Source organism: Arthrobacter sp. 05T444 (assembly GCF_056395905.1).
This window is the reverse complement of the sequence record NZ_JBFTKK010000007.1, coordinates 60,056-84,034: the sequence shown is the minus strand read 5'-3', so window position 1 is coordinate 84,034 and position 23,979 is coordinate 60,056. Positions and strand designations below refer to the sequence as shown.

Genomic DNA, 23,979 nt, shown 5'->3' with positions numbered 1-23,979 from the left:
TGCGCGTCAGGCCCACGGAGTGACGAGGATGCGCTTGAAAAGAGCGTTGTAGTTGTAGCCGGACGTGCCGTTGGTCATGATCACCGCGCCGAGGTTCCGGCCGGGGTAGAGGCGCATGACATTCCAGAACCCGATGCCCGTGCCGAAGTGTTCGACGTAGTTCGCACCGCTGCCGGTTGCGGGTTTCCGGAACCAGCCCTGGCCGTGCCGGAAACGGTTGCCCTGGACGGTGAGCCTGCGCATCGTTTGTGCGGTGGCCTCCCGGAGAATCCGGTGCTGACCGTGCATGCCGTCGTTGAGGTGAAGCTGGACGAACGCGGCGGCATCGGTCACAGGTCCCACCAGGCCCCCATAGCCGGCGCCGTCCACCAGGAAGGGATTCAGCGCGGTCTGGGAACCCTGCCGCGGCCCGGCAATGCCTTCCGGAAGGACCGCGGAAAGAAGCGGGGTGGCGGTCCGCGGAACCCTCACGTAGCCCGTGGCCGCGGGCCGCCCGGGTGCATAGGCAAACCCGGTGGCGGCCATTCCCAGCGGGTCCAGGACTGACCGCCGGACGTAGCTGTCAAAGGGCTCACCGGTGACCCGCCGGATGATTTCCGCCACCACCAGATACCCGACGTTCGAATATCTGCCGGCCTTGCCCACGGGATACCTGAACGGTCGGCGCATCCCCAGGATTCTCCGGAGCATTTCCCCTTGGTCCGGGCCGGGCTCCCCGGCCCGATGGATCCATTTGAGCGGCAGCGGGTTGCCCAAGCCCGACGAATGCGTGAGGAGGTGCTGAACCGTGGGCTGCCGGTCACCCGGTGCCCGGACAAGGTCGACGTACTCGCTGACGGGAGCGTCGAGGTCCAGCCGCCCCTCGTCTGCGAGCTTCAACGCTGCGGTTGCGGTCACCGGCTTGGTCATGGAAAACCAGAGATACGCGGTATCGGCCGTAGCCGGCGTGCCGCGGCCAAGATCGGCGAATCCGAGTGCGTCCGTATGCACCAGGCCGCTCCGGGAGACTACCGCGAGCGACATCCCGGGAACGTGCGCACGGGTCATGAGCTCCCGCATCTCCGCCCGGATGGCGTCCCGGCGGTCATCCCCGGTGGATTCAGGCGCGGCTGGATCGGGCATCGTCAAGGCTCCGTTGTTGCAGGGTCCCGCATTCAGTAGAAGGGCCGGACTCCGGCACGTCAAGCCCTGCCGGTGTCCATGGCCGCGCCCGCTTCACGACCTTGGCGCGCGGCTCTTCGCCACTGCCCTTCGCCACTGCCCTTCGCCACCGCTCTTCGCCACTGCCCTTCGCCACTGCCCTTCGCCACCGCTCTTCGCCACTGCCCGCTGCAGTGTCACACTGGCTGCATGCGGATTGACATTGTTCAGGGCGACATCACCGCGCGGCAAGTGGAAGCCATTGTGAACGCGGCCAATTCCTCGCTTCTGGGCGGCGGCGGTGTGGACGGCGCGATTCACCGTGCAGCCGGGCCGGAACTGCTGGAGGCCTGCCGCCTGCTGCGGGCTACGGAGCTGCAGCACGGACTGGCGGTCGGTGCGGCCGTGGCCACTCCCGGATTCCGGCTGCAGGCCCGGTGGGTCATCCACACCGTTGGCCCGAACCGCCATGCCGGGCAGACCAATCCGGCGCTGCTTGCCTCCTGCTTTACCGAAAGCCTGCGGATTGCGGAGGAGCTCGGCGTCCGGTCCCTGGCGTTTCCTGCCGTCGGTGCAGGCGTTTACGGCTGGGATGCCCGCAAGGTTGCGCAGGTGGGATTCGAGGCGGTCCGCGCCTACACCAGCCGCCCAGTCGAAGCCGGGGTGCCGAGGGTGGAGCTCGTGGAATTCGTGCTCTTCGGCGATGAGACGGCGGAAATTTTCCGGGCAGCTCTCGACGAGAGCAGTGGCGGCTCCGGCCAGGCGTAACGCCAACCGGGGCCAGCACACCAGGCCGGACGGTTACGGGCCGGACGGTTAACGGGCTTCGCTCAGCTCGAGCCTGCTGCGGTACTCCACGGGCTTCCCGGTGATCGGGTCCACGAAGCGGATGCCCCGGGCGAGGAGCTGGAGGGGCTTCGTGTAGTCGTCGGGGGCTTTGTCCAGCAGCTCCGGATAAAACGCATCGTGCAGGATGCCCAGGCCCAGCGAGGCCATATGCACCCGCAGCTGGTGCGTCTTGCCCGAGTGCGGCTCCAGCCGATAAAGTCCGCGGCGCCGTGCGGGGTTGTGGTGGGCAGCTGTGCCGCCGTGCCTGCCGGCGGCGGGGGAGGCAGCGGCGGGATGACCGCCGTCGGGAGTTCCGGCGTCGAACGTCCTCAGCAGGTCAATCCGGGTCTCGGCGTTGGGTTCGCCGTCGATGACCTCGGCGAGCAGGTAGCTGCGGGACTTGGTCATCCGGTTCCGGACAACGGCCGGGAACTCGACGGCGGCGTGCCCTGCCGACGGCTTCGCGGCGGCCACGCACTCGTACTCCTTCTGCACCTGGCGCTTTTCGAAGAGAACCTGATACCTGCCGCGGGTCTCCGGGTTGGTCGAGAGGAGCAGGATGCCGGCTGTCATGCGGTCCAGCCGGTGCATGGGGATCAGGTCCGGAAGGTTCAGCTGGTTCCGCAGCCGCACCAGCGCCGACTCCTGGATGTAGGTGCCGCCGGGCGTGGTGGGCAGGAAGTGCGGCTTGTCCACCACCAGGAGATGTTCATTCTGGTGGAGGATGCTCAGCTCGACTGGCAAGCGTGTTTCCGTCGGAAGCGTGCGGTAGTACCAGATGAAAGTGTGGTCCTCTAACCTGGTGCGCCGGTCCAGGGGGACGCCGCCTTCGCCCACGATCTCGCCGGCCGCGAACCTGTCCTCGATGCCCTGCGGATCGATGTGCCCCCAGCGGTGCATCATGTAGTCCATCGCGGTGGTCCACGGCCCTTCGTCCGGCAGGCGGAGGCGGGTCGCGTTCACGCCGTCGCGCACGGGAAGGGGGGATTGCATCACCGGTCCATTCTACGTGCCGTGCCCTGGGCGCCGTTTCGACGGTTCCTGCACTGCTGGATGTTGCGCATATCGAGTAACCGCGAGCTACCGACGAGAAAAAAGTTCTTGACAAATAAAGTTGTCGGTGGGCAGACTGGAGGCATGTTGGATATCGAAGTGATTGAGGATCCCTCAGCGGCCGAGGCTTCGCTGGATCCCATCCGCACGCGCATCCTCTGTGAGCTCGCAGAGCCGGGGTCCGCCACGCAGCTTGCAGGCAAGGTGGGGCTGCCGCGGCAGAAGGTGAACTACCACCTCAAGGCTCTCGAGCGGCACGGCCTGGTGGAGCTCGTGGAGGAGCGCCGCAAGGGCAATGTCACCGAGCGGGTGCTGCAGGCCACGGCCGCATCGTACCTGATCTCACCGGCGGCGCTGGCCTCCGTGGCGCCGGACCCGCACAGGTTCTCGGACCGCTTCTCGGCCTTTTGGCTGCTGGCGCTCGCCGGCCGCATGGTCCAGGAAGTCGGCAAGCTTATCGCCGGTGCTGCCGCGGCCAGGCAAAAGCTCGCCACGTTCGCGATCGACGGCGAGATCACGTTCCGTTCCGCCGCGGAGCGTGCGGCCTTCGCCGAAGAGCTCGGTGTCGCTGTCACACGGCTCGTGGACAAGTATCACGACGGCGGTGCTGCCGCCGGCGCACGCAGTGCGGCCTCGGGCGGGGGCGGACGAAAGCACCGGCTCGTCGTCGCGCTCCATCCGACGCTCAAGCCGGTCGAACCAACATTGGCGGAGCCCAGCCCGGCCACCACCACAGGCATAACCGCAACATCACCAGCTAAGGAGCAGGACAATGACTGACGACCGCGAATTCGAGATTGTTTTCGACACCGAACTGCCTGGCACTCCGGAGCGTGTCTGGGAGGCCGTCACCAAGGACACCCCGGCGTGGATGTTCCCCACGGACCAGTGGCCCGCTGTCCGCACGGTCGACGAATACCCCGGCCACCTCGTGACGCGCATGGACGGGCCGGACGGCTGGTTCAACCAGCTGGAGCACGTGCTGGAACCGCTCGACGGCGGTCGCACCAAACTCCACTACGTCCACAGCGGCATCTTCGTGGACAACTGGGATGAACAGTATGACGGCGCCAGCAAGCACACCGAGTTCTACCTGCACGCCCTGGGGCAGTACCTCAGGCACTTCGACGGCAGGCCGGTGGTGTTTACGGACGTGCAGGCGCCCGCGTCCTCGCAGACGCCGGACGGCTTTATGCAGCTGAAGAAAGCGCTCCGTGTGGAAGGCTCGTCCGCGGGCGATGCGGTGGAGACAGAGCTCGACGGCGTGGGGCGGTTGTCGGGGGTAGTGGACTTCTCCAATGAGCACTTCCTCGGCCTGCGTACCGGGAACGCCCTGTACCGGTTCTTCGGCCGCAACTCCTTCGGCGCGCCGGTTGGCATGACTGTGCACGACTTCAGCGGCAGCGGCGATTCCGAGGCCACGGCCGCAGCCTGGGGCGGCTTCCTGGCCAGGGTCTACGCCTAACAGCCTCAGGACCCGAAAACGGTCTGGGACGCCCTCTCACTTCCTGCGGCTTAAACCGGAACGCTCTCTCACCTCCTGTCGCTGAAACCGAAACGCTCTCTCACGCGGTGAGGGAGCGTTCCGGTTTCGTGCGTGAGGTGAGAGAGCGTCGGCCCGGATCGTGCGTGAGGTGAGAGAGCGTCGGCCCGGATCGTGCGTGAGGTGAGAGAGCGTCGGCCCGGATCGTGCGTGAGGTGAGAGAGCGTCGGCCCGGATCGTGCAGGAGGTGAGAGAGCGTCAGCAAGCCATTGGGTATCACGCGATGGCTGCGGCCGGGGAGTCCTTGAGTGTTCTGCGCAGCTGCGGGGCCGCGTCCAGCCGCTCTTGGGCGGAGCGTAAAGCCAGGACGGCCGTTTCGAGCTTGTCCGGCGGCAGGGTGAACGGCACGCGGAGATGGTTCTCAAAGACGCCGCCCACGCCGAAGCGCGGGCCGGCCGCGAGCCGGATGCCGAACTCGGGCGCGATAACGGTCAGTGCCGTGCTGCTGGCGGCGGGCAGCCGGCACCAGACGGCCAGGCCGCCGGAGGGCCGTTCAGGCTGCCACTGCGGCAGGTGCGCCCGCAGCAGATCCAGCAGCGCGGCGCGGCTTTCCCTCATCGCGTCCAGCCGGGCCGGCAGGGGCTCTGTGAGGGTGCGCACCAGATGGGCGGCCGCCAGCTGCTCCACCACCGGTCCGCCCAGGTCCATGGTGGTCCGGGCGGCGGCGAAGCGCTGGATCAGGCTTTCTGACGCGCGGATCCAGCCGGTACGCAATCCTGCCCAGTGAGACTTGCTCAGTGATCCGATGGAAACCACCGCGGGGCTGAAGGAAGCGAGCGGCGCCGCGGTCCCGCCGTCGAGGTTCAACTCACGGAGGGTTTCATCCGCCACCAGGACCGTGCCGGACGCGGTGGCGGCGCGGACCAGCCGGCGGCGCTGGGCGTCGGACATGAGCCGGCCGGTGGGGTTGTGGAAGTCGGGGACCATGTAGGCCAGTCTGGGGCGCTGCTGCATCAGCGCTGCCTCCACGGCGTCCAGGTCCCACCCCATTTCAGGTGTGGGACGCAGGGCCACCGGAACCATCCGGCAGCCCGTTGCCCGGATGGCATCGAGGGCGTTCGGATAGGTGGGGTGCTCCACCAGCACCTTGTCCTGCCTGCCCACCATGGCACGCAGCACGATGTTCAGCGCATGTTGCGCACCGGACGTCACCAGGATCTGGGCGGGCGTGGTGGATACCCCGACGGCGGTGTACCGGCCGGCGATTGCCTCCCGGAGCGCGGGGACGCCCAGTGCGTCATAGCCGAAACCAGGCAGCAGTGCCGGCAGCTCGGTCAGGGCGGCAGCAAACGCCCGGTGCACTACTTCGCCGCTGGCCGGGAGGGAGGCGTAGGCCAGGTCGATGACACCGTCGGGGACTGCGAGTCCCGGCGCGCCCGACAGTCCCGCGCGGGCTGCTGCGTCGGTCCCGGGAGCACGGTCCGAGCTGCTGGGCAGGCAGGTGCGTCCGCGGGTGCCCTGGCCGCTGCTGAGAAAGCCCTGCTCGCGCAGGCTTGAATAGGCCGCTGTCACGGTGGTGCGGCTCACGGCCAGAGTCGCGGCCAGCGTCCGCTCGCTCGGGAGCGCGGTTCCCAGCGGAATGCGTCCGTCCAGGACGAGGAGGCGGACGACGTCGGCCAGCTCGCGGTAGGCGGGTGTGGCACCGAGGTGCCACTGGCCCAGAAGGCGCGCGAGGGCCGTGGGGCTGAGGGATCCGGACATAAGGCCAGTATCTCAGACTGGCTATGGAAATCAATGCCAGTTGCGGTCAGGATGGTTCAATGATGACTCGCAGACTCCTCCAACTCTTCACCGGCCTTGCCATGTACGGCCTTTCCTTGGCGTTGTTCATCCGCGCCGGACTTGGCCTTGATCCGTGGGACGTGTTTCACCAGGGAATTGCCGGCAGGACCGGGCTGAGTATTGGCCTGGTGGTGATCATCGTCAGTTTCCTGGTGCTGCTGCTCTGGATCCCGCTGAGGCAGTGGCCCGGATTCGGCACACTCTGCAACGCGGTGCTTGTGGGCGTGTTCGCCGACGTTGGATTGGCGCTGATCCCGGTGTTTTCCCATCTCGGCGGCCAGATTGCCATGCTCGGCGGGGCCGTGGTGCTCAATGGGATCGCGTCCGCCTGCTACATCGGTGCACGGTTCGGTCCGGGAGCCCGCGACGGACTGATGACCGGCCTGGCCCGGCGCACCGGATGGTCCGTCCGGATGTCCCGGACCCTCATCGAAGTGGTGGTCCTGGGCACGGGTTGGCTGCTTGGCGGCTCCGTGGGTGTGGGTACCGTGGTGTACGCCCTGGCCATCGGGCCGTTGGTCCAGGTTCTGTTGCCGCGCTTCATGGTCCCCGCCGCCGGGACGGGGCGCGGTGCCCGCGGGGACGCTGCCGGCCGCGTGGAAGAGGCCGAAGCGCCGGTGGCCGCGTCCTGACGAGGCGGATGGCCCGCCGTGACAAGCAAATGGCGTGGCGACGCGCGAATGCACGCGTCGTCACGCCGTTTCCGTGTACCCCTCGCGGTCTGCGCGTCCTGTCAGGCCCCGCCGGTTCCAAGCAGGGGCTGGCACTTGGGGCAGAAGTAGATGTCGCGCTCCTCGGTCACCAGGTCCGGCGCCAAACGCGGAGCGCCCGACCTCGACGCGGTGGATGCGGGCGTGGCTGACCCGGGCGCACCGCCGCGCGGCACGCTCTTGCCCAATACCCCGTGGCGGATTGGAGTCCGGCAGCGAAGGCACGGCTGGTGTTCACGCCGGTAGACCCAGTACCCCGGACGGCCCGCAGCCCGGCCCACCGGCGTCCCGCGCGCGTTGAGCACGGTAGTCCGGCGGCCCGGGCCGAGGTTGGCCTCGAGAAGCTGCTTCGCATCTGCGAACATGGCGGGCAGATCCGCCGCGGCCGCGACTGGCGAGGCCGGGTGGATTCCTGCGAGGAAGCACACCTCGCAGCGATAGATGTTGCCGATGCCGGCAAGGTTGCGCTGGTCCAGGAGGGCGACGCCGATCGGCACCTCGGGCGCTGAAGCCACGCGCCGCTCCGCCTCGGCCGGATCCCAGCCAGGGCCCAGCAGGTCCGGCCCCAGATGCCCCACGGCCCTGTCCTCCTCGGACGTCCGGATGACCTCAAGCAGTCCGAGGGAGAAGCCGACGGCGTCTGCCGCGGGAGTGCGGAGCACGCACCGGGCGGTGAATCCCGGTTTCCGCCACCGGCCGCCGGGCGGGTAGACCTGCCAGCTGCCCTCCATCTTGAGGTGCGAATGGATGGTCAGCCGTTCCTCGGCCGGACTGACCAGGCGCATGAGCAGGTGCTTGCCCCGCGGCACCACTTCTTCCATGGTCCAGCCCTGAAGGTTCAGCGTGGCGAAGCGCGGCACGCGGAAGTCCGAGGCGATGAGTTTCTGGCCGGCCAGGGCGCCGTGCAGCTGGTTGGCGGCCCGCCACACGGAATCGCCCTCAGGCACGGATCCTCAGTCCTTTCGGGGTGGAGTAGGCGCCGGCCGCCGTCAGCGCCACTGCGGCCGGCGTGTCCAGGATGCCGTGGCCGTTGACCTTTTCCATAACAAGCTTGTCCACGGCTCCGCGCTTCACGACGTCGACGAGGGCCGCGCCGGCCGCGGCAAGGACGGGTTCGTCTTCGGTGAAGACGAGGAGTGTCTTGCCGCCGCGTTCGACGTAAAGTGACAGGGCGCCGTCCACCAGGACGACAAGGGCCCCCGCCTTGCGGCCCGGACGGTGCCCGCTGCCCGCTTCCACGCTCAGGGCCGGCCAGGACAGTGCGGCACCGTACGGGTTGGCAGGGTCAGTGGCGGCCAGCGCCAAGGCCACCGGCTCCGGCTTGGCCAGCTGTGTGTCCTCGGAGTATGAGCGCAGGCGGTCCACCGTGGCCGGCACGGCGAACTGGGCCGCGCCGAGGTGTTCGATGAAGTAGCCGCGCCGGCAGCGTCCGGCTTCCTCAAGCCTGGCCAGCACCTTGTACATGAGTCCGAATCCGCCCAGGATGTTCTCCGCCATGACCGAGCCGCGGGTGACCACGCCGTACCTGTCCAAAAGCAGCTCCGCGATGGCGCGCGCGTGGATCGTGGGATCGAGCTCCGGGGACGGCAGAGCAGACCACCGCCCGGCTGCCAGCGGCGGAGTAGGAGCCGAACCGGTGACTGAGCCGTACCGTCCGCCGGCCAGCCCAGGAGAGCCCAGCAGTCCCGTGCCGTGTGACCGTCCCAGCCGGCTCATCCGCGGAGCCCGTGATCGGGGTGCCCTGGCTACCTGGCGGTGGGCAGTGTGCCCGCCGGCGATGAGTGACCGTACGGGCGCGAACGTGTCGCCGGTGACCCTGCCGGCCCATGCAAGGTCCCACAGCGCGGAGACGACGTCCTGGTCGCTGAGAACTGCATCCATTCCGCCGGCAATGTCCGTCAGCTGGCGGAAGAAATAGCCGCCGCCGTTGGTCTGCAAATGGTCCAGCAGCCGCTGCTGGGCGTCGCCGGGCTCAAAGTCGATCGCCGGATTCAGCGTCAGTTCCGCGGAGTCGGCCAGATGCAGGCTGACCCAGCCGTCATTGCCGGGGAGGGAGCCGGCACCGGACCAGAGGACCTCGCCCGCGGCCATGAGCTCGTCCAGCATGGCTGGCTGGTAGTTGGATACCCGGCTGGCCAGCACCAGGGGTTCCCAGGCCGACGCCGGAATGGGCACGCCGGACAGCTGATCGATGGCCGTGACGATGCCGTCCAGGCCGCGCAGGGCGGGCTGGCCGCGGCCGGCCCCGGGGGCGCGGACGTTTTGCCAGGCGGGCAGGAACCGCCCGTACGCAGTGGCGTCCACCGGCTCCACCTCGGCGCGCAGCGCGGCGAGGGAACGGCGGCGGAGCTTGCGGAGTACCTCGGCGTCGCACCATTCGCTGCCGGCCGGGCCAATGATGATTGCCGGTGCGGCAGCGTCCTCGGCAGGGGACGGCTCCGCCGGGGGCTCGACCTCGGCCGCGATCGCAGCATCAGGAGCCTGGGCAGGGCCGGCGCTTTGACCTTGGGTTACGGGGCCTGTGGTCAGGCTCGCAACCTGCTCGACGTGGGGCCGGAACTCGCCCTCCACCACGCGGCCGTCGGCGGCGAGCCTCTTCAGTGCCGTGCCGACGACGGCGACACCAAGTCCCAGCCTTGCAGCGGCCTCCGCAGCGGTAAACGGACCGTGCGTGCGCGCGTAGCGTGAGACGAGGTCGCCCAAGGGATCCGCCACCGGCTCAATGAAGGCAAGGGGCACGCCCATCGGCAGGGGGACCCCGATGGCGTCGCGCAGCCGGGCTGCATCTTCCACCGCGGCAAATCTCTCGGTGCCGCCGATGCTCACCTTGATGGCGCGGTTCGCGCGCTGGAGGGCGGCGAGGTGCGCGACGGCGTCCGTCAGAGGAGGCTCGGTGGCCCGGGTTTCGACGGGCTCAACCAGCGAGGTTTCGACAGGCTCAACCAGCGCGGTTTCGACGGGCTCAACCAGCGCGGTTTCGACGGGCTCAACCAGCGGGCTGGCGACCTGGGTTTCGACGGGCCCAACCGGCGCGGTTTCGACGGGCTCAACCGGCGGAGCCAGCCTGGCCGCCACCTCTTCCGGCGACAGCGGACCGAGCAGCCGCAGGAGGTCGGCGACGCCTTCGAGTCCGCGGACTTTCCGGTCGGCGGCCAGGCGCTGCAGTTCCAGCTCCGTGCCCTCAATGACCCTGGCATCCAGCAGTTCCCGCAGTTCTACGCGGCCCAGCAGTTCGTTGAGCAGGGTGGAATCGAGCGCCAGCGCGGCGGCCCGGCGCTCGGCCAGAGGGGAGTCGCCTTCGTAAAGGAACTGTGCCACGTACCCGAACAACAACGACTTGGCGAACGGCGAAGGCTGCTGGGTGGTGGTCTGCACGATCCTGAGCTCACGGCGTTCCACGGACGCGGCGATTTCTTTCAGGGCCGGCAGATCGTAGACATCCTGAAGGCATTCGCGGACAGTTTCCAGCACGATCGGGAAGGTCGGGTATTTCCGGGCGACGTCGAGCAACTGGGCGGACCGCTGGCGCTGCTGCCACAGCGGCTGCCGCTTGCCCGGAGTCTGTCGCGGCAGCAGCAGGGCGCGGGCTGCACATTCGCGGAAGCGGGAGGCGAACAGGGCGCTGCCGCCCACTTCGGCCGTCACGATCTGTTCGAGCTCCTCCGGGTCGAACAGGAACAGTTCGGCCCCGGGCGGTTCGTCCTCCATCATCGGAACGCGCAGCACGATGCCGTCGTCCGCGGCCATGGCGGAGCCGTCCAGGCCGTAGCGCTGGTGAAGCCGCTGGCCCACGGCCAGTGCCCACGGCGCATGCACGGGCATCCCGAAGGGGCTGTGGAGAATGACACGCCAGTCGCCGAGTTCATCGTGGAAGCGTTCCACCACGAGGGTGGTGTCACTGGGCACCACTTCGGTGGCCAGCTTCTGCTCGCTGAGGTACTGCAGCAGGTTGTTGGCGGCGAAGTCGTCGAGGCCGCTGGCCTTGCAGCGGTCGGTGGCAGGGCCGACGTCGGACGCTGACAGTTCCCGGACGAACGCGCCGAGGGCGCGGCCCAGGTCGACCGGCCGGCCCAGGGAGTCCCCTTTCCAGAACGGGAGCTTCCCCGGCTGGCCGAAAGCGGGGGAGACAAGCACGCGGTCGTGGGTGATGTCCTCGATCTTCCAGCTCGTGGCACCGAGGGCGAAGATGTCGCCGACCCGGGACTCGTAGACCATCTCCTCGTCGAGTTCGCCAACGCGCCGCCCGCCCTTGGCCGGGGACGGTGTGCCGGACGCTCTGCCATCCGCGCCTGGTCCGGCGGGTGAGGCCGCACCCTCCGACTCGGTGCCGATGATGTACACGCCAAACAGGCCCCTGTCCGGGATGGTCCCGCCGGACGTGACGGCAAGCCGCTGTGCTCCGGGCCTGCCCTCGATGGTCCCGGCGTTCCGGTCCCAGATAATCCGCGGACGAAGTTCGGCGAATTCATCGGAGGGATAACGGCCTGCCAGGAGGTCCAAGGTGGCCTCGAAGGCGGAGCGGGGGAGAGTGGCGAACGGCGCCGAACGCCGTACGGTGGCGAACCACTCCTCGACGTCGATGCTGCCAAGCGCGGTGGCCGCAACCGTCTGCTGGGCCAGGATGTCCAGCGGATTGGCCGGAACGCTGAGCCGCTCGATTTTTCCGCCGAGCATCCGCTCCACGGTGATGGCCGTATGGACGAGGTCCGCCCGGTGCTTCGGAAACAGGACGCCCTGCGAGACTTCGCCCACCTGGTGCCCGGCGCGGCCCACGCGCTGCAGCCCGCTGGCCACCGAGGGTGGCGATTCCACCTGGACCACGAGGTCAACGGCGCCCATGTCGATGCCGAGTTCCAGCGATGACGTGGCCACGACGCAGCGCAGCCGTCCGGACTTCAGATCGTCCTCGATCAGTGCCCGCTGGTCCTTTGACACGGAGCCGTGGTGGGCCCTGGCGAGCAGCGGCTCGGCGCCTGCGGTGCTCCCGGCCTGGGCCATCATGTGTGCCGGCGTGCCCGTGGACGTCGGGACGCCCCCGGACAGTGCCGGCACCGGGTCCTCCCAGCCGCCGCCCCCGACGGCCAGGAGCTGCCGTTCGGCGTGGATCTCATTCAGCCGTGCGGTCAGCCGCTCCGCGAGCCGCCGCGAGTTGGCAAAAACAATGGTGGACTGGTTGGCCAGCACCAGGTCCACGATTTTCTCCTCCACGTGCGGCCAGATGGAGGCCTGGGGCTGCAGCCCCGAGGCAGGGCCGGAGTCGAAGGCGCCGGCGGTGCCCTGGAGGTCAGACATGTCCTCCACCGGGACTGACACTGTGAGGTCCCAGTTCTTGCGGGAAGGGGGTGCCACGATCTCCACCGGGGCGGAGCCGGCCAGGAACTGCGCCACGAGCTCCCGTGGCTCTACTGTGGCGGAGAGTCCAATCCGCTGGGCCGGCGTGGGCAGCAGTGCATCAAGCCGCTCCAGCGACACCGCGAGGTGGGCGCCCCGCTTGGTGCCGGCCACGGCATGGACCTCGTCCACGATGATGGTGTCCACCTCGCTGAGCGTTTCCCGGGCCTTGGAGGTAAGCATGAGGAACAGTGATTCCGGGGTGGTGATGAGGATGTCCGGCGGGTTGCTGAGCAGGGCCCGCCGGTCGGATGCGGGGGTGTCCCCGGACCTGACGCCCACGGTGATGAGCGGCGCAGGGAGGTCCAGGCGCTTGGCTGTCTGCGTAATGCCGATGAGGGGTGAGCGGAGGTTGCGTTCGACGTCGACGCCAAGCGCCTTGAGCGGCGAAATGTACAGTACGCGGGTTTTCCGCTTCGGCCGTTTGGCCCTGGGCCGTTTGCCCTCGGAAGAAGCCTCGAGCCCGGGCAATTCGGCGGCCACCGCCGCTCCGGAAACCAGCAGCCGGTCCAGCGCCCACAGGAAGGCGGCGAGCGTCTTTCCGGAGCCGGTGGGGGCAACAACCAGGGCGTGCGAACCCGAGGAGATGGCTTTCCAGGCGCCCTGCTGGGCGGGCGTCGGCTCGGCGAAGGCACCAAGGAACCACTCGCGGGTGGGCCGGCTGAACTGGCCCATGGTGTCCACCGAAGATGTGCCGCCGGATGTGCCGGCGGTCCCCTGCGACTGCATGCCTCCATCATGCCCTAACGCACTGACAGTATTCCCGGCGCCTTGGATTGCGGGCGTGAGCCGGCCAGAAGCGGCTACTCGGCCGGCGGAAGGTTGTGTGTTGCCGGCCCTTCGAGCAGCTGCCCGTCGCTGCTGAAGCGGGAGCCGTGCAAGGGGCAGTCCCAGGATTTCTCATTGTCGTTCCAGTGCACGATTCCACCCAGATGCGTGCAGACGGCGGACAGGGAGCAGGATGCCCCGTTCACTGTCGACGTTGCCACCGGCTTGCGGCCGCGAAGGGTGACGGTGCCCGTGCCTTCCGCCGGCGCGGCGGTGCCGTACTGGGGCAGTTTCTTCAGTCCGGCCTTGCCCCAGTCCTTCGCGATCGTGGCTGCCACGCCGGCGTTGAGCGCCACGGCGGATGCTGCGCCCAGCGGGGACGTGACACGGCGGTGGATGGTGTCGGCCCACGGCAAGTGGCCGCCGAGGATGTCCGCGGCGATGCTGAGCGACGCGGACACTGCGTTGGTCATTCCCCACTTGTTGTACCCGGTGGCGAAGAAAATCCGGCCCCGGCCGCGGGGAAGTTTTCCGAAGAAAGGCATGAGGTTCGAGGCCTGGTAATCCTGGGCGGACCACGTGTGCGTCACCGCGGAGCCGGGAAAGTGCGAGCCCGCCCAGGCCAGGAGCTCGTCCAGGTGCGCCTGCTCCGACCCTGACGTCCCTACCGGATGGCCGTTGCCGCCCACCAGCAGCAGGCGCCGGCCGTCCGCCGGGTAGTCGCGCAACGACCGGACCGGTTGCTCCACGGACAGGTACATGCCCTCGGGCGGCGCCGAAGATCCGGACAGCTCCAGCGCGGCGGCGTAGGAGCGGTTGGGCTTGAGCTTGGCAAAGTACAGGCCGCGGTTCAGGATCGGCGTGCCGGTGGCCAGCACCACTTCGTTGGCGCGCACCGCACCGCGGTCCGTCTCGACCGTGGACGGGCCTGTTCCGCTCACATTCTGGACCCGGACGCCGGACACGATGGTGCCGCCGTGCGAGCGGACGTCCTCGGCCAGGGCAAGGACAACGTCCATGGGATTAATCTGGGCCTGCCCGCGGAGGCGCACGGATCCGTGGACGGGGAACGGGAGGCCGGCGTCGCGCACGTAGTCCACCTCGACGCCGGCGGCCAGTGCCACGGCGAGCTCCGCGCGTAGCGTTTCGGCACCCTTCGGCGTGGTGGCGTAGGTATAGGCGTCACGTTCCTGGAACGGAAGCCTGCGGGTTTCCAGATACCTCAGCAGCCAGGCCTGCCCTTCGCGGTTGGCCGCCACATAGGCATCCACAATCTTCTCGGAGTACTGCTGCCGGAGCTCCGAGAGGACGGTTCCCTGCAGCAGCGTGACTTTGGCTGTGGTGTTGCCGGTGGTCACGGCGCCAGGGCTCCTGGCTTCGAGCACGAGGACGTTCTTACCTGATCGTGCCAGCAGGAGCGCCGTGACCAGTCCCGTGAGGCCGGCGCCAACGATGACAGTGTCGTACGCCTCCCCCTGGCGGAAGTCGTCTCCGCTGAAAGTGTCGGTGCGGTCCAACCAAAGCGACGTCACGTAGATCAACCTGCCTTAAACGGTAGCCAGCCCGGGGCCCAAACCTGCGTCGGGCCCGGCCTGCCGGCAAAGACCTGACGTAACCGACAGTGTACTGACGGATGCACGGCGGAGAAACAGCTGCAGGACCGGAACATGTGCCCTAATCAGCGGGCCTGGAACGCACCGACAGTCAAGAGCTCAATGGAGGCGTTGCTGCAGGCGTCTGACGGCCTGGCCACGAAAAGGGAAGCTGTGTCCTCGGGCGGGTAGATCCGGAATCCTGCAGCCTGCACACGGACGCAGTCAGGGTAGTTGTGGGCCTGCGTGTAGCGCAGCACGGCGCTTCCCGCTTGTCCGGGAGCCAGCAGCACATCGGTCACCGGCGCGGACGTGTCCCGCTGGGCGGGCGCGCCGATCGGCTTGCCGTTGGGGCCGCTGGTCAGCGAGACGCCGGCGAAGCCCTTGAGGTGGCAGGAAGCCGTGCCGCTGTTGGTCAGGATCAGCTGCATGTAGACGCTGCCGGCGGCGCCGCCGCCGGTGGAATCCGTGGAGGCTTTCAGGGCGGATGCCTTGCAGAGCTGGCTTCCGGCACCGGTGGATGCCGGCGAGGATGTGGCGCTGGCGGCTGTGGGCCTGGTCGGCGTCGCTGAAGGCGCCGCTGCCGACGAGGACGACGGCGGGGCGGACGTTTCGGGGGCCGCTTGGCTGGTGCTCGCGGAGGCGGATCCTGCCGCCGGTTCCGTGCCCGACTGGCCGGCCGGCTGGCTTGGTCCGCAGGCGGTGAGCAAAAGCGCCAGGGCGGCAGCCGCCGTCGTGCCTATCAGTCCATTGTTGATTCGCTGAAGCCTCATGGCATTAACATTGCGGCCCTTTTTGCCTGAGTCAACGAAGCCACGGCCCCCTGGCCGATTTGGTGCCCGGATTGTGACATCCGGACCCTGGAAGCATGCGGAGCTCGGCCGGGTGAACCGGCCGCCGGGTGGCCTGCGGCGCTGCCGATCGGATGGCCGGGTGCGGCCAATGAATGATGCAACGATAAATCATGCCAGGACCGATAAAACGCCCGATAAATAGGCGGAAAGTCCGTTGATATGCCCATTTCCCTATGTCAGAATGAACTTGGTCTCGCTTGTCCACGAATTGGATAAGTTCAATTCGGATAGGAATTACAGCTCATAGTCTGGCCGCGCTTGTCCATCACTCCCGCAGCCAGCACCGCCCCCGGCTCTGCCGGAGGCGTGCAGGGTTGTGGGAGGCAGCTCGGCATTCACCCGCGGCAACGCCGCTGCGGGTGATCCTGAATAAGGCGCATCAGTTATTGGACCCGGCAACGCTGCCGGAGCCAATCGCGATGGGGGCTGAGGATATGACCGGTTGGCTTGTCCGCTGGAGTCTTAAGTTTCGTTTGATCGTTTTGGCCACTGCTGCCGGCATTTTAGGGTTCGGAATTACCGCCCTGCCATCCATGCCGGTGGATAATCTTCCCGAATTTGCTCCACCGCATGTGGAAATTCAAACCGAGGCGTTGGGCCTGTCCGCCGTCGAAGTTGAGCAGCTCATCACGTCGCCCATGGAGGCGGACCTGCTCAACGGCGTAGCCTGGCTCGACGAGATACGCTCTAAGTCCGTTCCGGGCCTGTCATCCATTGAGATGGTCTTTGAGCCGGGCACGGATATTTTCCGGGCACGCCAGCTGGTGGCGGAACGGCTGACGCAGGCGTTTGCCCTGCCGAACGTCTCCACTCCGCCGGTGCTGATGCAACCGCTGTCCTCGACGAGCCGCGTCATGATGGTCCAGCTGACCTCCGACGAAGTCTCGCCGATCGACATGTCGGTCTTGGCACGCTGGGACATCAAGCCCGCGCTCATGGGCGTTCCCGGCGTGGCGAACGTGTCCATCTACGGCCAACGCGAGCAGCAGCTCCAGGTCCAGGTGGATCCGGAAAAGCTCCGCGCGAAGAACGTCACGCTTGGCCAGGTGATTGAGACGGCCGGTAACGCTGTGTGGGTTTCGCCCCTCAGTTTCCTTGAGGCGTCCACGCCAGGCACCGGCGGGTTCCTGGAGTCCGCGAACCAGCGAATCGGCATCCAGCACGTGCTTCCCATCAGGACTCCCGCGGACCTTGGAAAAGTCAGCGTCGAGGGTGCGGCTGACAAGTCGCTGAAGCTCTCCGATGTGACCACGCTGAGCGAGGACCACCAGCCGCTGATCGGCGATGCCGTTACCGGCAAGTCGCCGGGCCTGCTGCTGGTAATCGAGAAGTTCCCGGATACCAGCGTTGGGGATGTGACGAAGCGCATCGAGGATGTTCTTGACGGACTCCGCCCGGGCCTCACGGGGATCACGGTGGATTCGACCGTGTTCCGTCCGGCATCGTTCGTCGAGTCCGCTGTGAGCGGGCTGGGTGTGGCGTTGCTGGTAAGCCTGCTGGTGGTGACGGCCGCTATCGGGCTGGCTTTCCGGTCCTGGCGGTATGCGCTGCTTGCCTTTGTTGCCATTGCTGTGGCTGCGATGGCCGCGGCACTGGTGCTGCAGTTCCAGGGGGCCGTGCTTAATACGATGGCCTTCGCCGGACTGATCCTGGCCTTGGTGGTCGTCATCGGTGACGTCATTCTGGACCTGCACAGTTTCCGGAGCGAAGCGACCGGTGACAGGGCGGCGCGGGAGAGCCTTCTCGCGCATGGGCTGCAGCGTTCCCGGGTTCCTGTCCTGTTCGCCGGTCTGGCCGCGCTGCTGGCGCTGGCGCCTGCACTGTTTGTGCCGGGCGTGGACGGGGCCTTCCTCAAACCGCTGGTGCTGTCCTACCTGCTGGCCACGGCTGTGGCGATGCTGGTGGCCCTGACCGTCACGCCGGCGCTGGCCAGCCTGCTGCTGCGCGGGGTCAGGCGGCCCCGCCGGAGCCTGTCGGCAATCCGCAAGATGAAGCTCGGTTACCGCCGGTCAACGGGTTCGTTCACCGGGGCCCTTGCTCCCATCGTGGCGATCACGGCGGCGGTCATGGCGATCGCAGCGGTTGCCGTGGTGCCGGGCCTGACCAAGGACTTGCCCATTGTGGGTTCCGTGCCTGACCGGACCCTCCTCGTGGAGTGGGAAGCCGCCGCGGGGACGAGTCCGGATGTTATGAACAGGGTGATGACGAACGCCGGAGAAGAGCTGAGCAAGGTTCGTGGAGTCTCGGCGGTGGGCGGCCATGTGGGACGGGCCATCACCTCAGACCACTCGTCGAACGTGAGTTCCGGTGAACTCTGGGTCACCATGGACGAAGGCATGAACTTCACCAGGGTACGGTCTGATGTCCGCGAGATCGTGGAGGGCTACCCCGGCCTGACAGCGAAGGTAACCACCTACCCGGAGCAGCAGGTTAGCGCCGCCGCCGCGGTGGACGACCGTCAGTTCAGGGTGCGCGTTTATGGCGTTGATTTGGCGATTCTGCGGGAGAAGGCCGATGAAATCCGCCAGATCCTGTCACGCACGAACGGCGTCGTTGACCCGCGGGTGGATGTCACCGTCGACCAGCCCGTAGCCGAGATCGAGGTGGATCTGGCGGCTGCCCAGAAGCAGGGCATCAAGCCCGGCGATGTGAGGCGTGCCGCTGCCACTGTGCTGCAGGGCATCGAGGTTGGGTTCCTGTTCGAGCAGCAGAAGGTGTTCCAGGTCATCGTCAAGGGCACGCAGAGCACGCGCAACAGCTTGACCAGCGTCGAGGACATGCTGGTTGACAAGCCAGAGGGCGGGCAGGTCCGGCTTGGCGACGTAGCGAAGGTCAGGCTCAGCCCGAACCAGACCGTGATCAACCACGACGACACGTCTCGCCGTGTGGATGTGGTGGCTGATCTGCAGGGCAGGAGCCTTGGCGACGTCACCAATGAAGTTCAGGCTGCGATCAAGGGAATGCAGTTCCCGTTGGAATACCACGCGGAGATCCCCAAGCAGTTCGGCGAGCAGCAGTCCGCCGGCGCACTGATCTGGTGGCTGGCCGCGGCTGCGGCGATCGGCATCCTGGTGCTGCTGCTGACGGTCCTTGGCAGTTGGCGGCTTGCGGGGCTGGTCTTCGTGCTGCTGCCGGTGGCCTTGTCCGGCGGCGTGGTTGCGGCCGATCTGACCGGGGGCTTCGGCTCGGTGTATGTCTTGGTGGCGCTGGCAGCCGTGCTGGCGTTTGCCATCCGGGATGCGGTCGTGCTGATGGGGACCTATCAGTCCCTGCAGGCGCAGGCTCCCTCGGCGCCGGCGTCGGTGAACATGAAGCGGGCGGCCTCCGAGCGTCTCCAGCCGACGGTATTGACCACTGTTATTACCGGCCTGGCGCTCGTACCGCTGGTGCTGCTGGGTGGTCCCGTCGGTGCAGGCATGCTGCTTCCGCTGGCGCTTATCGTGTGGGGCGGCCTGATCACCACGGCCCTGCTGACCCTGTACATCCTGCCAATCCTCTTCCTTCGTCTTGGTCCGGCCGCCAACACGGACTGGGGAAGTTCTTTGGTGATTAACAACGGTCCGGTTTTGCAAGAGAGGTCGGAATTGTCATGAAAAGCAATGGTGGTTTTGGGGGCTGGCGTCTTCTTCTCGTCTTGGCCTGGGCAGTCTCCGTGGGACTTAGCGGATGCGCCGCAGTCAAGAAAGAAGCCGCGCCGGCAGGGGTGGCCGCGGCCACCAAGGAAGAGGCCGGAGGGGACCTGAGCCGGCTGACACTGACGGACAAGGCTGTTGAGAGGCTGTCGCTGGCGACTGCCAAGGTTACAAAGGGCGCAGGCGGCGCACTGGAAGTCCCGTACGGGGCGTTGATCTACGATGCCACCGGCAAGACCTGGGTTTACACCAACCCGGAGCCCCGGACGTACATCAGGGCTGCCGTCACGGTTGACCGGATCACGGCCAACGTGGTCCGGCTCCGCACCGGCCCGGCAGCAGGAACTGATGTTGTCACCGTAGGTGCCGCGGAACTCTTCGGCGCCGAATTCGACACGGCGCACTGAGATGCGCCGGATTGTCGGGTTCAGCCTGAAATTCCGGGCGCTGGTGGTGGCCATCGCGGTGGGCATGATGGCGTTCGGGGGCGTCCAGCTCAGCACGGCTTCAGTGGACGTCTTTCCCGAATTCGCCCCGCCGAAGGTCGAAATCCAGACTATCTGCATCGGCCTGACCGCCTCCGAGGTGGAGCAGCTGGTGACCGTTCCGCTCGAAGATGCCCTGAACGGCGTTGAGCGGCTGGAGGACCTGCGGTCCAAATCGGTACCCCAGCTGTCTTCGATCGTGCTTATCTTCGCACCGGGCACGGACCTGCTCAAGGCCCGCCAGCTCGTCTCAGAACGGATAGCTACGGTCACCCCGACGCTGCCCACCTGGGCGGCGCCGCCGGTGATGCTGCAGCCGCTTTCATCCACGAGCCGGGTCATGAAAATCGGCCTGACCTCGGATGAACGCTCGCTGATCGAGATGTCCATGATCACGTACTGGAAAATCCGGGCACACCTGCTGCGGGTTCCCGGCGTGGCAAACGTTGCCATCTGGGGCGAACGCCTGCAGATGCTCCAGGTCCAGGCCATCCCGGAAAAGATGAAGGCCAAGGACGTCACCCTGAACGAGGTCATGGAAGTCACTGCCGATGCGCTGGATGCCGGTTTGCTGAAGTACTCGCCAGGTGCCGTCATAGGCACCGGCGGCTTCATCGGCACGCCGAACCAGCGGATCAGCGTCCAGCACGTGCTGCCCATCACCACCGCAAAGGACCTCGCGGAGGTGACCATTGAGCAGCGCAACGGCACACCCCTGAAGCTCGGCGACGTCGCCACAGTGGTGGAAGACCAGCAGCCGCTCATCGGTGACGCCGTCATCAACCAGGGTGACGGGCTGATGCTCATCGTCGAAAAGCTCCCCTGGGGCAACACCCTGGAAGTCACCAAGGGTGTCGAGGAAGCGCTAGCGCAGATGCAGCCCGGGCTCAGCGGCATCAACGTTGACACGGAAATTTTCCGGCCGGCCAGCTTCATCGAGGAGTCCCTGAACAACCTCAGCCGCGCGCTCCTGCTCGGCTGCATCCTCGTGGTGCTCGTGCTGGGAGCCTTCCTCTTCCAGTGGAGGACAGCACTCATCAGCCTGATCGCCATCCCGTTGTCGCTCGTGACGGCGGCGTCCGTCCTCTACCTCACCGGCACCACGGTGAACACCATGGTCCTGGCCGGGCTGGTGATTGCCGTCGGGGTCGTGGTCGATGATGCCATCATCGACATCGAGAACATCATCCGAAGACTCAGGCAGCACCGGGCACAGGGCGGAACCCGCTCCACCGCCTCGGTGGTCCTGGAGGCCTCGCTGGAAGTGCGCGGACCTATCATCTACGCCACGCTGATCATCATCGCCGCCGCGGTGCCGATCTTCTTCCTCCAGGGCCTGACGGGTGCTTTCTTCAGGCCGCTGGCCATCTCCTACACCCTGGCCGTGCTGGCCTCCATGCTGGTAGCACTGACCGTCACGCCGGCCCTTGCGCTGATCTTCATGCGCAAGGTCCCGCTCAAGGAACAGGAGCCGCCGCTGGTCCGTGTGCTCAAGCGGGGCTACCGCTGGATCCTGAGCAAGATGGTCCGGCGTCCGGTGGCAGGGTATGCGGCGTTCGGCGCCATGGCGGCGGTGGGCGCCCTGACTGCACCGCTGCTGGGCCAGTCGCTGCTGCCGGACTTCAAGGAGCGGGACTTCCTGATGCACTGGGTGACCCAGCCTGGTACGTCGGTGGAGGAGGAGTACCGCGTCAGCCAGAAGGCCTGCGCAGAACTCCTCACCATCAAGGGCGTACGGAACTGCGGCTCACACATCGGCCAGGCGTTCGCGGCCGACGAAGTGGTGGGGGTGAACTTCGGCGAAAACTGGATCAGCATCGACCCCGCCGCGGATTACAACACGACGCTCGCCAGCGTCAAGGAAGTCGTGGAAGGCTATCCCGGCATTCACCGCGACGTCCAGACGTATCTGAAGGAGAGAATCCGTGAGGTTCTCACGGGCGCCAGCAACGCCGTCGTCGTACGCCTATACGGCGATGACCTGGCGCTCCTGCGCAAGAAGGCAGCGGAAATCAAGGGCATCTTCAGCAGTACCGAGGGTGCGACGGATGTCCATACGGCGCTGCAGGTGGACGTGCCGCAGATCGAAGTCGAAGTTGACCTGGCAAAAGCCCAGAGCCTCGGGCTGAAGCCGGGCGACGTCAGGCGGGCCGCGGCGACGCTGGTGGCCGGTGAAGAAGTGGGCGACGTCTACCGGGGTGGCAAGGCCTACGACGTCCAGGTGTGGAGCCCCGTGGGTCTCCGCTCCGACATCACCAGCATCCGGAACCTTCCCATAGACACCCCCAGCGGGAAGCGGGTCCTGCTGTCCGATGTGGCAAGCGTCCAGCTCAGGCCGACACCGAACGTCATCGAGCGCGATGCCCATTCCAGGCGCATCGACATCGAGGCCAACGTGAAGGACGGTTCACTGGGCACGGTGGTGGCGGCGATGGAGGAAGGGCTCACCAAGGTGGAAATGCCTCCGGGTTTCCATACGGAAATCAAGGGAGAGTTCGCGGAGCGCCAGGAAGCGACCCGGACGCTGCTGACCCTCGCCATCGCGGCTCTTGCCGTGATTTACCTGCTCCTGCAGGTTGCCTTCGGGAGCTGGCGCCTGGCCACGCTGGTCATCCTCACCCTGCCGATCGCCCTCGTGGGCGGCGTGTTCGCCGCCTTCATGGGAGGCGGGGTGCTGTCACTGGGCTCGATTGTGGGCTTCCTGACCGTCATGGGCATCGCGGCACGCAACGGCATCCTGCTCGTCAACCACTGCCAGCACCTGGAGAGACACGAGGGGATGAAGTTTGGTCCCGAGCTGGTGCTGCGCGGTGCCGGGGAGCGGCTCTCGCCGATCCTGATGACCACCCTCGCGACGGGGCTGGCCCTCGTTCCGCTGGTGGTCCTTGGCAACATCCCGGGCCACGAGATCGAACATCCCATGGCGCTGGTCATCCTCGGAGGACTGGTGACGTCCACGTTGCTCAACCTCTTCGTGGTTCCGTCGCTCTACCTGAGGTTCGCCAGGCCGAAGGGGCGCCGCGACGAGGCACCGAAGGAGCCAGAGCTGGCCAATGCCTGACCTGAACCCGTGAGGATAATCAAGCCGTCCGCCGCCCACGCCCCGCCACACGCGGGAACGTGGGCGGCGGTGGCGCGGGTACGGAGTGGGGTTCCGCGCCTGACCGGCGGCGGCGCAGTTCGAGTGCCAGGCTTTCCTGCCCCCGCGCCATGGCCCAGCGGTGGTTGGCTGCGAACGCCGGCTTCAGCAGCCAGCTCAGGCGCCGGAGCAGCGGTTTGTGGGCGCTGACCTGCCAGTCGTACGTGACGACGGTTTCCGGGCCGTCCTGTTCGAAAACCCACCGGCCCGTTCCGTCGAGGTCGCCGGCAGCCCGGATCGTGAAGCCGCTGGTGGTGATCGGTGACGTGACGGTGAATGTCCAGCGGAGGGTATAGGGGAGCCATCCCTTGGTGAGCAGCCTGGCCATCCGCCCGACGCCGTTCTCCCCGCCCGGGTGGATGCGTTCCACCGCCAGATAGACCGAGGGCCACCAGTCCGGCAGGGTGGAGGGTTCGCCCAGGATGTCTGCCACTTCGTCCGGCGTTCCGGCCACACGCCACACAGTACGGAACACATAGTCGGTACTTCTGGTGCCGTGCGAATCCACCGTGGCCTCCTGCTGATTGCGCTCTGTAGTCCATTCAAGCGCTGTCCGCCCCTCGGCTCAATGCCCCCGTCTATATCCCTGGCTGGGGCGGCCTGTACTGACTTAACACCCCGCCATAGACTGCTGACGTACGTCGCTCTCTAACGCAAGGAGAAGTCATGAACTACGCAGGGACCGGCAACGAGAAAGCTGTGGCGGCCACCGATCTCAACAGGACACACGTCGGGCTGACAGTCAGTTTCCAGCCCGACGACGCCACCCTGGTATTTGGCCGCATCGGCGCCATCGTGCGTAAGGACACTGGGGTGATCATCGCCCTGGACGGTGTGGATGGCACCGCAGGGCTGCAGACGAATTACAGCGTGTCCCCGACTCAGAAAGTGTACGTCCAGCCGGACATGCTGACCAACACCGAAACCACCATCAAGGATCTGTTTGGCAAGGTCCAGGAGAATTTGCGCGGCCACAAGGGAGACCAGCGGCCGGACGAAATGTAGGACCGGCCGCCCACCGCCGGAACGGGCAAGGCAGACGGGCAAAGCAATGGGTGGAAG

General features: G+C 67.0%; 16 protein-coding genes. 8 read left to right on the top strand and 8 right to left on the bottom strand.

Annotation, left to right across the window (positions count from 1 at the left end; genetic code table 11):
* Positions 1-6: 6 nt before the first annotated feature.
* Positions 7-1,122, bottom strand: a complete 1,116-nt coding sequence (locus AC1DD3_RS08935; RefSeq protein WP_230118779.1) for a serine hydrolase domain-containing protein — start codon at positions 1,120-1,122, stop codon at positions 7-9.
* A gap of 228 nt (positions 1,123-1,350) precedes the next feature.
* On the opposite strand from AC1DD3_RS08935, the gene AC1DD3_RS08930 reads away from it, so the two are divergent.
* On the top strand, positions 1,351-1,908 hold the full coding sequence (locus AC1DD3_RS08930) for an O-acetyl-ADP-ribose deacetylase (protein WP_476875122.1): 558 nt from the start codon (positions 1,351-1,353) through the stop codon (positions 1,906-1,908).
* Between the two features lie 48 nt (positions 1,909-1,956).
* On the opposite strand, the gene AC1DD3_RS08925 is transcribed toward AC1DD3_RS08930, so the two are convergent.
* On the bottom strand, positions 1,957-2,961 hold the full coding sequence (locus AC1DD3_RS08925) for an RluA family pseudouridine synthase (protein ID WP_230118829.1): 1,005 nt from the start codon (positions 2,959-2,961) through the stop codon (positions 1,957-1,959).
* A 144-nt stretch (positions 2,962-3,105) separates the two neighbouring features.
* Between AC1DD3_RS08925 and AC1DD3_RS08920 the strand changes: the two genes are divergently transcribed.
* Both AC1DD3_RS08920 and AC1DD3_RS08915 read left to right on the top strand, forming a co-directional pair.
* Complete coding sequence (locus AC1DD3_RS08920) at positions 3,106-3,801, top strand: ArsR/SmtB family transcription factor (RefSeq protein WP_476875123.1); 696 nt, start codon at positions 3,106-3,108, stop codon at positions 3,799-3,801.
* The gene (locus AC1DD3_RS08915; RefSeq protein ID WP_476881470.1) at positions 3,794-4,486 is read left to right on the top strand and encodes an SRPBCC family protein; all 693 of its coding nucleotides are present in this window, start codon (positions 3,794-3,796) and stop codon (positions 4,484-4,486) included. Before AC1DD3_RS08920 ends, AC1DD3_RS08915 begins: the two co-directional genes overlap by 8 nt.
* A gap of 294 nt (positions 4,487-4,780) precedes the next feature.
* Here AC1DD3_RS08915 and yczR read toward each other — a convergent pair whose 3' ends face one another.
* A complete protein-coding gene (gene yczR, locus AC1DD3_RS08910; protein WP_476881469.1) occupies positions 4,781-6,265 on the bottom strand; it encodes a MocR-like transcription factor YczR in 1,485 nt (494 codons plus the stop codon).
* Between the two features lie 59 nt (positions 6,266-6,324).
* Here yczR and yczE point away from each other — a divergent pair, with 59 nt between their 5' ends.
* The gene (yczE, locus tag AC1DD3_RS08905; protein WP_230118784.1) at positions 6,325-6,978 is read left to right on the top strand and encodes a membrane protein YczE; all 654 of its coding nucleotides are present in this window, start codon (positions 6,325-6,327) and stop codon (positions 6,976-6,978) included.
* 101 nt (positions 6,979-7,079) lie between these two features.
* Here yczE and AC1DD3_RS08900 read toward each other — a convergent pair whose 3' ends face one another.
* From AC1DD3_RS08900 to AC1DD3_RS08885, 4 genes are all read right to left on the bottom strand, one after another.
* Positions 7,080-8,003, bottom strand: a complete 924-nt coding sequence (locus AC1DD3_RS08900) for a DNA-formamidopyrimidine glycosylase family protein (RefSeq protein ID WP_476881468.1) — start codon at positions 8,001-8,003, stop codon at positions 7,080-7,082.
* On the bottom strand, positions 7,996-13,176 hold the full coding sequence (locus tag AC1DD3_RS08895; protein WP_476881467.1) for an Lhr family helicase: 5,181 nt from the start codon (positions 13,174-13,176) through the stop codon (positions 7,996-7,998). Before AC1DD3_RS08895 ends, AC1DD3_RS08900 begins: the two co-directional genes overlap by 8 nt.
* A gap of 74 nt (positions 13,177-13,250) precedes the next feature.
* Positions 13,251-14,747 (bottom strand): FAD-dependent oxidoreductase, encoded by a 1,497-nt coding sequence (locus tag AC1DD3_RS08890; RefSeq protein WP_230118787.1) that lies wholly within the window; start codon positions 14,745-14,747, stop codon positions 13,251-13,253.
* Positions 14,748-14,893: 146 nt separating this feature from the next.
* A complete protein-coding gene (locus tag AC1DD3_RS08885) occupies positions 14,894-15,580 on the bottom strand; it encodes a DUF4232 domain-containing protein (protein ID WP_476881466.1) in 687 nt (228 codons plus the stop codon).
* Positions 15,581-16,080: 500 nt separating this feature from the next.
* Here AC1DD3_RS08885 and AC1DD3_RS08880 point away from each other — a divergent pair, with 500 nt between their 5' ends.
* From AC1DD3_RS08880 to AC1DD3_RS08870, 3 genes are read left to right on the top strand one after another with little or no spacing between them, the layout of a single operon-like run.
* Positions 16,081-19,254, top strand: coding sequence for an efflux RND transporter permease subunit (locus AC1DD3_RS08880; protein ID WP_476881465.1), 3,174 nt, complete (start codon positions 16,081-16,083; stop codon positions 19,252-19,254).
* The gene (locus AC1DD3_RS08875) at positions 19,251-19,700 is read left to right on the top strand and encodes a hypothetical protein (protein ID WP_230118790.1); all 450 of its coding nucleotides are present in this window, start codon (positions 19,251-19,253) and stop codon (positions 19,698-19,700) included. The genes AC1DD3_RS08880 and AC1DD3_RS08875 overlap by 4 nt, the downstream gene beginning before the upstream one ends.
* Before the next feature lies 1 nt (position 19,701).
* Entirely contained in the window at positions 19,702-22,839 is a 3,138-nt protein-coding gene (locus AC1DD3_RS08870) for an efflux RND transporter permease subunit (RefSeq protein ID WP_476875127.1), read from the top strand.
* Between the two features lie 19 nt (positions 22,840-22,858).
* Here AC1DD3_RS08870 and AC1DD3_RS08865 read toward each other — a convergent pair whose 3' ends face one another.
* Positions 22,859-23,425 (bottom strand): SRPBCC family protein, encoded by a 567-nt coding sequence (locus AC1DD3_RS08865; protein WP_230118792.1) that lies wholly within the window; start codon positions 23,423-23,425, stop codon positions 22,859-22,861.
* 158 nt (positions 23,426-23,583) lie between these two features.
* Here AC1DD3_RS08865 and AC1DD3_RS08860 point away from each other — a divergent pair, with 158 nt between their 5' ends.
* Positions 23,584-23,922: a hypothetical protein gene (locus tag AC1DD3_RS08860; protein WP_230118793.1), complete on the top strand. Its 339-nt coding sequence runs from the start codon at positions 23,584-23,586 to the stop codon at positions 23,920-23,922.
* Positions 23,923-23,979 lie beyond the last annotated feature (57 nt).

What these genes read in the sequence shown, in the direction of transcription:
- AC1DD3_RS08935 (WP_230118779.1), bottom strand. Translation starts at nt 1,122, where the DNA reads ATGCCCGATCCAGCCGCGCCTGAATCCACCGGGGATGACCGCCGGGAC.
- AC1DD3_RS08930 (WP_476875122.1), top strand. Translation starts at nt 1,351, where the DNA reads ATGCGGATTGACATTGTTCAGGGCGACATCACCGCGCGGCAAGTGGAA.
- AC1DD3_RS08925 (WP_230118829.1), bottom strand. Translation starts at nt 2,961, where the DNA reads ATGCAATCCCCCCTTCCCGTGCGCGACGGCGTGAACGCGACCCGCCTC.
- AC1DD3_RS08920 (WP_476875123.1), top strand. Translation starts at nt 3,106, where the DNA reads ATGTTGGATATCGAAGTGATTGAGGATCCCTCAGCGGCCGAGGCTTCG.
- AC1DD3_RS08915 (WP_476881470.1), top strand. Translation starts at nt 3,794, where the DNA reads ATGACTGACGACCGCGAATTCGAGATTGTTTTCGACACCGAACTGCCT.
- yczR (WP_476881469.1), bottom strand. Translation starts at nt 6,265, where the DNA reads ATGTCCGGATCCCTCAGCCCCACGGCCCTCGCGCGCCTTCTGGGCCAG.
- yczE (WP_230118784.1), top strand. Translation starts at nt 6,325, where the DNA reads ATGATGACTCGCAGACTCCTCCAACTCTTCACCGGCCTTGCCATGTAC.
- AC1DD3_RS08895 (WP_476881467.1), bottom strand. Translation starts at nt 13,176, where the DNA reads ATGCAGTCGCAGGGGACCGCCGGCACATCCGGCGGCACATCTTCGGTG.
- AC1DD3_RS08885 (WP_476881466.1), bottom strand. Translation starts at nt 15,580, where the DNA reads ATGAGGCTTCAGCGAATCAACAATGGACTGATAGGCACGACGGCGGCT.
- AC1DD3_RS08880 (WP_476881465.1), top strand. Translation starts at nt 16,081, where the DNA reads ATGGGGGCTGAGGATATGACCGGTTGGCTTGTCCGCTGGAGTCTTAAG.
- AC1DD3_RS08875 (WP_230118790.1), top strand. Translation starts at nt 19,251, where the DNA reads ATGAAAAGCAATGGTGGTTTTGGGGGCTGGCGTCTTCTTCTCGTCTTG.
- AC1DD3_RS08870 (WP_476875127.1), top strand. Translation starts at nt 19,702, where the DNA reads ATGCGCCGGATTGTCGGGTTCAGCCTGAAATTCCGGGCGCTGGTGGTG.
- AC1DD3_RS08860 (WP_230118793.1), top strand. Translation starts at nt 23,584, where the DNA reads ATGAACTACGCAGGGACCGGCAACGAGAAAGCTGTGGCGGCCACCGAT.